This is a genomic window from Mesorhizobium sp. M0152, assembly GCF_040322415.1.
Taxonomy (GTDB): domain Bacteria; phylum Pseudomonadota; class Alphaproteobacteria; order Rhizobiales; family Rhizobiaceae; genus Mesorhizobium.
This window is the reverse complement of record NZ_JAMYTH010000029.1, coordinates 67,104-77,377: the sequence shown is the minus strand read 5'-3', so window position 1 is coordinate 77,377 and position 10,274 is coordinate 67,104. Positions and strand designations below refer to the sequence as shown.

Sequence of the window (10,274 nt, the reverse complement as noted above, 5' to 3'; positions counted from 1 at the left end):
GCTGCTGGTCGCGTTTCTTCCTGCGCGGTTGCTGCTCCTCGGCGGCTGGTGCGGCCTGCTCGGCTGGCGCCTGCTCGGTCTGCTGCTGCTGGTCGCGTTTCTTCCTGCGCGGTTGCTGCTCCTCGGCGGCTGGTGCGGCCTGCTCGGCTGGCGCCTGCTCGGTCTGCTGTTGCTGTTCGCGCTTTTTCTTGCGCGGCAACTCCTGTTCGGTCGGCTGTCCGTCCTCGGCGGGCGCGTCCTGCGCCAGGACCAGCGGTGTCGCTCCGCGTTGCATAGGGCCGAACGCGGCGCTTCCCTGAAGCGGGGACGCGCCCAACGGCGCGGATGCCATCAGCAGGCCAAGTGCGGTGCCTGCCAAAATCCGTGGTTGGCGTTTCATCGAATTTCTCCTTGTGGGGTCCCATCCTTGCCCAAACCTTCATCAATCACATTGGTTCCGGTTTGCGGGCATTACCGGCAACGAAGGACGATTGGCCGGCGTTTTGAAGGCGACTTCATGTTTTTCCTATGGTGCGGCGGCGCAAGAGCGGCTCTCCGTTCCGCGGAAACGTCAAATCGCTCTCTCGATTTCGGACGGAAAACCGCTTCACGCTTCCTGAATTGCTCTTGCTGTCATCGAGGTGCTTGACCTTGGCCCAGGCGAGGGCCACATCATCGGCGCAATGGAAAAGCCGTTCTGGAAAGCCAAGACGCTGGAGGCGATGAGCCCGGCCGAGTGGGAGTCGCTGTGCGACGGCTGCGGCAAATGCTGCCTGTCCAAGCTCGAGGACGAGGATACCGGCGAGATCTACTGGACCAGTGTCGGCTGCCGGCTGTTCGACGCGCAGACCTGCCGCTGCTCGGATTATGCCAACCGGCTGGCGCGCGTTCCCGACTGCGTCGGATTGACGCCGCAGAATGTGGGCACCATCAGCTGGCTGCCCAGCACCTGCGCCTACCGGCTGGTGGCCGAGGGCCGCGATCTCTACTGGTGGCACCGGCTGGTTTCGGGCAGTGCCGAGACCGTGCACGAGGCCGGAATTTCGATGCGCGGCCGGGTCAAGGCGAGCGAGACCGAACTGGCCGAGCCGGAAGATTATTTTGACTATATGCTCGACGACGAGCCATAGGATTCGTGCTGGCGCGGCGAGCCTGCAGGATGAAGGCTTATCCAGAACGGCCGTATCGCGGCGCGGGGCGCGGACACCCGGCGCCGGCGCAATGCGTTCGGCCGGACGTTGTTCGAGCAGACGGCAAAATGAAGGGGGCCGGCAATTTTCCCTTTTCCTGCCACATGAACCGTGGATGAACGGCGAGTTCGTAAATAGTTCAGGCAGGCTGGCGCATTCTCCCACCATCGGTTCACGAGGACGGGCGAAAGCCCGCAACAAGGAGAGAAGACCATGTTCAACATTGTGAAGACGGCGGCCCTTTCGGCCCTGGTCGGCCTCGGCACGCTGGCGGCCATGCCCGTCCATGCCGACAGCCTGTATCTCGGATTCGGCAACAACAACGACCCGCGCTTCGGCGTCTATGCCGGCGACGACGGCTATCGCCATCGCCGTGACGAGCGCCGCGACGACTGGCGTCGCGACGACTGGCGCGACGCCGGCTGGCGCCGGGGCTGTTCGCCCGACCGCGCCCTCGACAAGGCCGAGCGCATGGGGCTGCACCGCGTGCGCATCGCCGACGTCAACCGCCGCACGGTCAAGGTGATGGGCCGCCAGGACGGCGATCGTGTCGTGGTCGTGTTCGCCAACGAGCGCGGCTGTCCAGTTATCTATCGCTAATGCCTTGCAAGAAGGCGCATCATTTTCTCTGGAGATGAGCCTGGAGTAGCGGAGCCCCTGTCACAATCGGACGGGTGCGGCTCGAAAAAACCCCGCGGGAGCGATCCCGCGGGGTTTTTCATGCCTGCGCTGTCGGATGATCGTGGGCCGGATGGAGCCCGGCCATGATCGCCGAACCGGTTACTTCAATTCGAAGGTAACGGTGACCTGGACGTTGTAGGAATTCTCGCCGGCCTGCACCGGAGCCGCGCGGGCCGCATCGAAGGCCTTGGCGTTGATCGGCATCGGCGTTGGCACGATATTCTGGTCCGTTATTTCGAGCACCCGACCGAGGCTGACGCCGGCGGCTTCAGCCAGCGTTTTGGCCTTGGCCTTGGCGTCGGCGACCGCCTTCTTGCGGGCTTCGGTAACGGTGGCCGCCGGGTCGTCATTGGTGAAGGCGATGCCGCCGCCCTGGTTGACGCCGAGCGACACAGCCTTGTCGAGGATATCGCCGGTCTTGTCGACGTCGCGCACGCGCACCGATAGCGTGTTGGTCACCTGGTAGGCGACGAGTTCGGCCTCCTGGCTGCCGTCCGGCTTGTTGGTGTAGTTGTAGCGCGGGTTGATCTGGATGCCGGCGGTCTGCAGGTCTCGGTCCTTGACGCCGGCCGACTTCACCGCCGCGATCACGGCGGCCATGGCGTCGCTGTTGGCGTCGAGTGCGGCGCGCGCGGTCTTGGCTTCGCGCATGACGCTCAGCGTCAGGATCGCCAGATCGGGGGCCACGGTCGCTTCGCCTTCGCCCGACACGACGATGCGGGGCGGCGTCGGCAGATCGGCGGCCCCAGCCAGCGCCGGAAAAGCGAACGCGGCGGCGAGCGCGAGGGGCAAAAAGTGTCTGGTCATGAAAATCTCCTTGGTCCGCGATCAAGTCGCAAGGGTCGCGTAGGGCGCGATTATGGATTGATTTGGGCGATCTCCAAAAGCCCGTCGGGAAAGCCTTGTGCCGCGATGGGAAAAACATTAATCCAGCCGGCGTGGGGCCTGTAGCTCAATGGTCAGAGCCGGCGGCTCATAACCGCTTGGTTGGGGGTTCGAGTCCCTCCGGGCCCACCATTATCGTTATTTGTCAATGGCTTACTGAAGGTCCGCCAAGCGGTGATTTGCGGGCGACGTCACGTTGTCTGCAAATAAACGTGCTGAGACCTGGAGCCGCTAATGTCACTATCTGCGTCCGTTACCGCCGGAGGACCCGGAAAGACTGCCGGACTCGCTAGAGTGCTATTGGTGCGTTTGTTGTGGACGATGTCGAGGGTGAATTTCTGGCGGTCCACAGGGCCGCAGCGGATTGGGTGGCGAACACCGTCAACAATATCGCGACGAGAACCCTTCGAAGCACCCCCCCAAACGCAACTCTGCCACTGCCACCTTATCTGTCGCATCAGGAGAACGATGGTCGTTATCGCTGCTGAGATGTTTATTCCCGATATAGAAGGTTGGGCCTTTATCCAGATGCTACGCAAATTTTCAACGACCAGAAATCTTGTCCTAAGTCATTCATTACTCGGTTAATATTTTTGATCAAAACTCTCCTAACGCAGTTGAAGAAGCCCTTGACTGTTTTATAATAATGACATGAGAATGCTTTTCTCTAGCTTCCCGAAACTTCTGGGGGGTATCATTGCCGACGCCAAAGACATTACGCGACATGCTCGATCTTGTGACCGCACCCAATATCGCGGAGCCGGAGGCGCTGAGTCTCAATACCCGCCGGCACTACGATCGCGTTCGCACAATTTTCGAGGATGAGAATATCATCGGTGCCGGTATAGCCCGAAAGGTGGCAGGCGAAGAGCGCACCAAGGACTTGAGCATCGTCTTCTACGTACGTCGGAAGATCCCAACACCCCAGCTTCCCTCTGACCGTGTCCTGCCGCCGATATTAGCAGCAGCCAACGGGCGAGCAGTCTATACCGACGTGGTCGAGATCGGTGATATCGTGCCTCAAGCCAACATCATGAAAAGCCCGCTCAAAAGCGGCTTCAGCGTAGGGCACAAGGACATCACGGCAGGCACACTTGGCGCTATAGTCAAGAAAGCCGGCAAGCGCTTCCTCCTGAGCAATTCCCATGTCTTGGCCAATTCAGGACTTGGCGCCTCAGGTGATGCAATTCTCTACCCGGGTCCACAAGACGGTGGCGAAGAGCCCGGTGACGTCGTCGCCAAGCTCAGTGCGTTCACACCTTTCGCAGCCGGCGCAAGCTTCACCAACACCCTAGATGCCGCTCTGGCCGAGGTCGATGAGGACAGGCTGGGAGCCATTGACGAAGATATTTGGTCGGCTACGCCCCCTTTGAAAGTGGCCGCGCCTCAACGCGAAATGGCCGTGAAGAAGCGCGGCAGAACCACAAATGAGACACTGTCGGTGGTACGCGATGTCGATTTCCGAGTCTTGGTGCGATATGAAGGCGTCGGTGTCGTTGGCTTTACTGGCCAGGTGCTTTGCGACACCTATACCGATGGGGGCGATTCCGGGGCTCTCGTCGTGGACCAAAGTAGCGGTGCCATCGTTGGCCTCCATTTTGCTGGGTCACCTAAAGGTAGCGTGTTCACGCCGATCCGTGTTGTCATGAGGGTGTTGAAGTTCAGTTTTTGACGGAGACGTCATGGCGACCTTGAGCCAAGCGAACAGCGCTCGGACGGAGCATGCGGACGATCTGGCCAAGGTCGGAGTGCATGCGATAGGGGTCGAGAAGGGGGAAAACTTCGGTCGCGAAGGATGGGTTGTGGTTGTGTACGTCGAACCAGGCAAATCGCATGACTTGCCAACAACTCTGACGACCAATCATGAAGGAAAGCCGGTCGACGTGCCGGTCGTCATCGAAAATTCGGAGCCGTTTGAGGCACAATGAAGCAGATTGGGGGGATGCCATGCCGACCTACGTCCTGAAGACTCGCATGCCGGCCTTGGCCGCCGCGCAGGCGGTCGCCGAGCAGACCATAATCGAAATCGCTGTTCCAGAAATGGTGCCGCGAAGCTGCCGCCTCGAAGGCTATGACAAGCGCGACATACCCACCTTCCAGGTGAACAAGCAAATTATCGCATACGCTTCGCCCGACTCGACTTTTGCGGTGACAAAGAAGCTGCTCGAAAGCGCACAGACGTCGATCCTGATCGGCATCTACGATTTCACAGCTTCCTACATGGAAGATCTCTTGCTTGCAGCGCTTGCGCGTAAAGTGAAGGTGTCGCTCATGCTCGACATCGACACCAAGATCGAGAGCGATATGTTTGATCGTCTCGTGCAGATGGGAGTGCGAGGAGTGTCGGCGCCGTCATGCGCGAATCCGACCGTGCACGTGTTCAGTTCTTCGCATGAAAAGGTTATTGTCATCGATGACGAGTGGGTGCTGGTGCAAAGCGGCAACTACAGTTCCAACAGCATCCCGATGAATGTCGAGGATGGCCAGGCGACCGCCCATTTCCGGACTGGGAACCGCGACACCGGTCTTGCTATCAAGTCGACCGAACTAGCGAAATTTTTCACCGACATCCTTGAGTCCGACATGGCTCTGGTTGAGGCAGTGCCTGAAATGTTGCGACGGCCGGTCGATGACGGATTTTTTCTGATAGAAGCGGCACCGAAGCATATCCCCGCAGAGATATTCCCGAGCGAGGAATTCCAGCTTGACGGCGAGTTGACGATCCAGCCAGTGTTGAGCCCCGATAATTATATGGATGTAATGCCTGCTCTTATCGCCAAGGCGCGAAAATCTATTCTGATCGAGCAGCAGTATATCAGATCGTCACAGCCGCTTGTAGGCAAGCTTCTCGCCGCGATTGCCAAGGCGCGCGATACGGCTCCCGACCTCGACATACGCATCGTTTTGGGCAAGCTGTTCAGCAAGAGCGACATCGTAAAGGAAAAGAAAAACCTGGAGAATCTTGCTGACGAGTACGGCCTGAAGCTGGCCGACAACATTCGCTACATCAACACGGATGAATTCGTCCACTGCCACAATAAGTTGATCGTGGTCGACGGTAAGAGCCTGCTTGTGAGTTCGCAGAACTGGTCGGACGCGGCGGTATCGAAAAACCGCGAAGCGGGCGTATGGCTGACGCATCCGGGCATCGCTGAGTATTTCACCAAGATATTTGAGAACGACTGGGCAAGTGCCTTCCAGGAACTTCCAGCCGTCCCCGATACGGAGGTAATGACGCCTGAGGCGCTTGGCGAAGGCGGCTATATCCGGATAGATCGCGGCGACTACGAAGAGGTCTGAGACGTACTAAGCGTAGGTCGCGACCAATAAGTCGATTGGCAAAATGGGAGGGTTGGGGCTCTGCCACGGCGCAACGACCGGTTCTTGATCTCTACCTCACCTCAACCGCGGTTGCCCATCCCGCGCAGCGGGTGACGGCGACGGTGATCATCGACCGCCCAAAGCGACCGGAGACGCTCCACATCGAATCGGTCGCCGACAATCATCATCGCCTTGAGAGCACAGTGGCGCCCGCTGAACCGCATGAGTTCCAGGCAAGATTGTCCACATGCCGCGAACAGCGGAGAGGCGGCAGGTGGCATATCGCCAGGACGAGATTGAGCTGCCAACGGCGAACCTCCCTGTCGCCCGGTTCAATTCCATTCGAGGGCCGACATAAAGGACCATTGGCTGCGTATGATCTGCGTCAAAGTGGGATCCATGGCGCTGCGATAGTGGTGTGGGGCCGGGACATGTTCTTTCCCGGTCAAACATTCGCTGGAGCTGTCTTTTGGCGCATTTTCGTTCATCCCTTTTCGCCGCCGCCTTGACGATAAGCGTCACCTTGAGCGCTGGACCTGTTTTTCCCGCCGATCAGCCGAGCTTCAGCGACAGGATTCATACGCTGTGGGATCGGCTGGGAGGCGAGCAGCTCCCCGCCAACATTGCCATGACCAACGGACGCATCGAGGCGGAGGAAGTGCTGGTTTCGGCCAAGCTTGCCGGTCGCGTCTCGGACGTTATGGTGGACGAGGGCCAGACCGTCGACGCCGCTACCGTGGTGGCACGCATGGATACGGCCGATCTGCGGGCCCAGATGGCCGGCGCGCAAGCGCAGGTCCGCCGGGCTGAAAAGTCAGCAGCCGAAGCGGAAGCTCTGATCGCGCAGCGCTATAGCGAGCTTGTGCTCGCCCAGCAAGAGTATGACCGCGCATCCACGTTGAACGCGCGCGGCTATGGCAGCGGGCAGGTTCTCGATCTGCGCAAAAGCCAGCTCACAGCGGCGCAGGCCGCACGCATCGCCGCCGAGGCAGGACTGGACGAGGCACATGCGGCAACCGACGCGTCGCGCGCCGACGTTGCCCGTATTCAATCCTCGCTCGACGACTCGCTCTTGACGGCCCCGCGACGGGGGCGGGTGGAATACAAGCTCGTTCAGTCGGGCGAGGTGGTCGCCGCCGGCGCACCGATCGTCACGCTGCTCGATCTGTCGAACGTCTACATGACCGTTTTCCTGCCGGCGCAGACCGTTGGCCTCCTTGCGATCGGCGATGAGGCGCGGATCGTCCTCGATCCTGCCCCCGAATATGTGATTCCGGCCACGGTTTCGTTCGTGGCGTCCGACGCACAGTTCACGCCCAAGACCGTGGAGACCCAGGACGAGCGCGAGAAGCTGATGTTCCGCGTCAAGCTGCAGATCGCTTCGAGCCTGCTCAAGCAATATGAGTCGCGAGTGAAGATCGGCGTGCGGGGCGTGTCCTACGTGCGGACAGATCAGACAGCGGCCTGGCCCACCGAGCTTGCCGTGAAGCTTCCGCAATGAGCGGGCCGTTCTCGAATTCCGGCATGTCGTTCACCGCTACGGCAAGACGCTGGCGCTTGACAATGTCGACATGGTCATCCCCGCGGGTTCCATGGCCGGTCTTATCGGTCCGGATGGCGTGGGCAAGTCGACCTTGCTCGGAATTGCCGCCGGTGTCACTCGGGTTCAGCAAGGACAGGTCCGTGTGCTCGGCGGTGACATGACGGTTGCGGGCGAGCGCCGTTCGGTCGGCGCACGCATTGCCTATATGCCGCAGGGGCTCGGCCGCAATCTCTACCCCACGCTCGGCGTCGCAGAAAACCTCGACTTCTTCGGCCGGCTGTTCGGGCAGGGGAGCGCACAGCGCCATGCTCACATCGACGAGCTTCTCGCCGCCACCGGCCTCGCCCCGTTCCGCGACCGGCCGGTCGGCAAGCTCTCGGGTGGGATGAAGCAGAAGCTCGGCATCTGCGCGGCCCTGATCCACGATCCCGACCTGCTCATCCTCGACGAGCCAACGACCGGTATCGACCCGCTATCGCGCCGCCAGTTCTGGGACCTTATCGCTCGCATGCGTGAGCGTCGCCCGGGCATGAGCGTTCTTGTCGCGACGGCCTACATGGAAGAGGCCGAGCGCTTCGACTGGCTGGCCGCCATGCATGGCGGCCAGGTGATCGCGACCGGCAGTCCGGCTGAAATCCGGGAAAAGGCCGGGGAGGCGACGCTGGAGCGCGCCTTCGTCGCGCTCATGCCGAAAGAGGTGCGCCAGGCCGATACGCCTTTGCTGGTCACGCCGCGCATCCTCCACGACGGTGTTCCCGCGATCCAGGCGGATGGTCTCACCCGCCGCTTCGGTGCCTTTACGGCCGTCGATCATGTCAGCTTCCGTATCGAGAAGGGAGAGATTTTCGGTTTCCTCGGTTCCAACGGCAGCGGCAAGAGCACGACCATGAAGATGCTGACTGGTCTCCTGCCCGCCACCGAGGGCAAGGCCGCGCTTTTTGGCCAGCCGCTCAACGCGGGCGACATGGAGACCCGACGGCGCGTCGGCTACATGTCGCAATCCTTCTCGCTCTATGGTGAACTGACCGTGCGGCAGAATCTCGTGCTGCACGCGCAACTGTTCGGCATCACGCACAAAGAGATCGAGCCGCGCATTGAAGAGATGCTGGACCGTTTCGATCTTGGCAGCGTCGCCGAAAGCAAGCCGGAAAGCCTGCCACTCGGCATCCGCCAGCGCCTGCAGCTTGCGGTCGCCGTCATCCACAGACCCGAGGTGCTCATACTCGACGAGCCGACCTCCGGCGTCGATCCGGTCGCCCGCGACGGCTTCTGGCGCTTTCTCATCGCGCTGTCGCGCGAGGACGGCGTCACCATCTTCCTATCCACCCACTTCATGAACGAGGCGGAACGCTGTGACCGCATCTCCTTGATGCACGAGGGCAAGGTGCTGGCGCTCGGCAGTCCGGCCGAGTTGAAAAAGCAACGCGGGAAGGAGACGCTGGAGGACGTCTTCGTCGCGGTGCTCGAAGAGGCGGGGATGGGCAGTGACGCCGGACAGGCGACGTTGTCCGTGCCCGCCATCCAGGAGAAGGCTTCGAAGCCAAAGGCTGTCGATCCGCGCCGGATTTGGGCCTATGCATGGCGAGAGACGCTGGAAGTCCTGCGGGATCCGGCGCGTCTGGTCTTTGCTTTTCTCGGACCGGCACTTTTGCTGCTGACCTTCGGCTACGGTATCTCCTTCGATGTCGAGCATCTGCCTTTTGCCGCCTTTGACCAAGACCAGACGGCGCAGAGCCGGCAACTGCTGGAGAGTTTCCAAGGCTCGCGCTATTTCGAGGAGCAGCCGCCCATCACGTCGCCGGACGATATGGAGGCGCGACTTAGAAGCGGCGAACTGAAGCTCGCCGTCGAGGTGCCGCCGAACTTCGGCCGCGATCTGCTGCGCCAGCGACAACCCGAAGTCGCCGTTTGGCTGGACGGGGCGATGCCTTTCCGCGCGGAGACCGCGCGCGGCTATGTCACCGGTCTGGCGATGAGCTACCTTGCGGACGGTGCCATGCGCCGCGATGGCAAGGCTGTCTCGTCCTATCCGATCGATATCGAGCCGCGCTTTCGCTACAATCAGGCGTTCAAGAGCCTGAACGCCATCGTGCCCAGCGTCATCGTGCTGATGCTGGTGCTGATCCCGGCCATCATGACCGCTATCGGCATCGTTAAGGAGAAGGAGACCGGCTCGATCGCCAATTTCCGGGCCACTCCCGTCACCCGGATCGAATTCCTGCTCGGCAAGCAGATTCCCTATGTCGTGATCGCGTTCCTGAGCTTTCTTTCGCTCGTCATCCTTGCCCGGCTCGTCTTCGGCGTGCCGCTCAAGGGTTCGTTTGTCATGCTCGCCGCCGGTTCGCTGGCCTATGTTCTCGCTACCACCGGCTTCGGCCTTTTCGTGTCGAGCTTCGTGAAAAGCCAAGTTGCCGCTATTTTCGCAACCGCGATCATCGCCATGATTCCGGCAGTCAACTTTTCCGGCCTGCTGGTACCCGTCTCGTCGCTTTCGGGCAGCGGGCGCCTGCTCGGCCTTGCCTTCCCGGCCGCTTGGTATCAGCCGATCAGCGTCGGCGTCTTCGCCAAGGGGCTCGGCTTCGCGGATTTGTGGCTTGATCTCGTCGTGCTCGTCCTTTTCGGCCTCGGCTTCATCACTGCTTCGGTCGTCGCACTGCGCAAACAGGGAGCCTGAC

At 61.0% G+C, this 10,274-nt stretch carries 7 protein-coding genes, 1 tRNA gene and 2 pseudogenes; 8 read left to right on the top strand and 2 right to left on the bottom strand.

The window, feature by feature from the left end:
* Positions 1-379: pseudogene (locus tag NKJ26_RS24630) on the bottom strand (OmpA family protein); the annotation flags it as partial.
* Positions 380-662: 283 nt separating this feature from the next.
* Here NKJ26_RS24630 and NKJ26_RS24625 point away from each other — a divergent pair.
* Both NKJ26_RS24625 and NKJ26_RS24620 read left to right on the top strand, forming a co-directional pair.
* Entirely contained in the window at positions 663-1,109 is a 447-nt protein-coding gene (locus NKJ26_RS24625) for a YcgN family cysteine cluster protein (RefSeq protein ID WP_027026793.1), read from the top strand.
* A gap of 273 nt (positions 1,110-1,382) precedes the next feature.
* A complete protein-coding gene (locus NKJ26_RS24620) occupies positions 1,383-1,769 on the top strand; it encodes a hypothetical protein (protein ID WP_352697737.1) in 387 nt (128 codons plus the stop codon).
* Positions 1,770-1,949: 180 nt separating this feature from the next.
* Here NKJ26_RS24620 and NKJ26_RS24615 read toward each other — a convergent pair whose 3' ends face one another.
* The gene (locus tag NKJ26_RS24615) at positions 1,950-2,657 is read right to left on the bottom strand and encodes an SIMPL domain-containing protein (protein ID WP_352606231.1); all 708 of its coding nucleotides are present in this window, start codon (positions 2,655-2,657) and stop codon (positions 1,950-1,952) included.
* Positions 2,658-2,791: 134 nt separating this feature from the next.
* Here NKJ26_RS24615 and NKJ26_RS24610 point away from each other — a divergent pair.
* From NKJ26_RS24610 to rbbA, 6 genes and pseudogenes are all read left to right on the top strand, one after another.
* Positions 2,792-2,867 (top strand) — tRNA-Ile (locus NKJ26_RS24610).
* Between the two features lie 592 nt (positions 2,868-3,459).
* Positions 3,460-4,407, top strand: a complete 948-nt coding sequence (locus NKJ26_RS24605) for a chymotrypsin family serine protease (RefSeq protein WP_352697735.1) — start codon at positions 3,460-3,462, stop codon at positions 4,405-4,407.
* Positions 4,408-4,417: 10 nt separating this feature from the next.
* Positions 4,418-4,663, top strand: coding sequence for a hypothetical protein (locus NKJ26_RS24600; RefSeq protein ID WP_352697733.1), 246 nt, complete (start codon positions 4,418-4,420; stop codon positions 4,661-4,663).
* A 19-nt stretch (positions 4,664-4,682) separates the two neighbouring features.
* Positions 4,683-6,035, top strand: coding sequence for a phospholipase D-like domain-containing protein (locus NKJ26_RS24595; RefSeq protein ID WP_352606233.1), 1,353 nt, complete (start codon positions 4,683-4,685; stop codon positions 6,033-6,035).
* 490 nt (positions 6,036-6,525) lie between these two features.
* A complete protein-coding gene (locus NKJ26_RS24590) occupies positions 6,526-7,557 on the top strand; it encodes an HlyD family secretion protein (RefSeq protein WP_352697731.1) in 1,032 nt (343 codons plus the stop codon).
* 4 nt (positions 7,558-7,561) lie between these two features.
* Positions 7,562-10,273: pseudogene (rbbA, locus tag NKJ26_RS24585) on the top strand (ribosome-associated ATPase/putative transporter RbbA); the annotation flags it as partial.
* Between the last annotated feature and the right edge of the window lies 1 nt (position 10,274).

Bases quoted from the DNA above. Each gene is read 5' to 3' on its own strand.
- NKJ26_RS24600 (WP_352697733.1), top strand. From the start codon at position 4,418: ATGGCGACCTTGAGCCAAGCGAACAGCGCTCGGACGGAGCATGCGGAC.
- NKJ26_RS24625 (WP_027026793.1), top strand. From the start codon at position 663: ATGGAAAAGCCGTTCTGGAAAGCCAAGACGCTGGAGGCGATGAGCCCG.
- NKJ26_RS24605 (WP_352697735.1), top strand. From the start codon at position 3,460: ATGCTCGATCTTGTGACCGCACCCAATATCGCGGAGCCGGAGGCGCTG.
- NKJ26_RS24595 (WP_352606233.1), top strand. From the start codon at position 4,683: ATGCCGACCTACGTCCTGAAGACTCGCATGCCGGCCTTGGCCGCCGCG.
- NKJ26_RS24615 (WP_352606231.1), bottom strand. From the start codon at position 2,657: ATGACCAGACACTTTTTGCCCCTCGCGCTCGCCGCCGCGTTCGCTTTT.
- NKJ26_RS24620 (WP_352697737.1), top strand. From the start codon at position 1,383: ATGTTCAACATTGTGAAGACGGCGGCCCTTTCGGCCCTGGTCGGCCTC.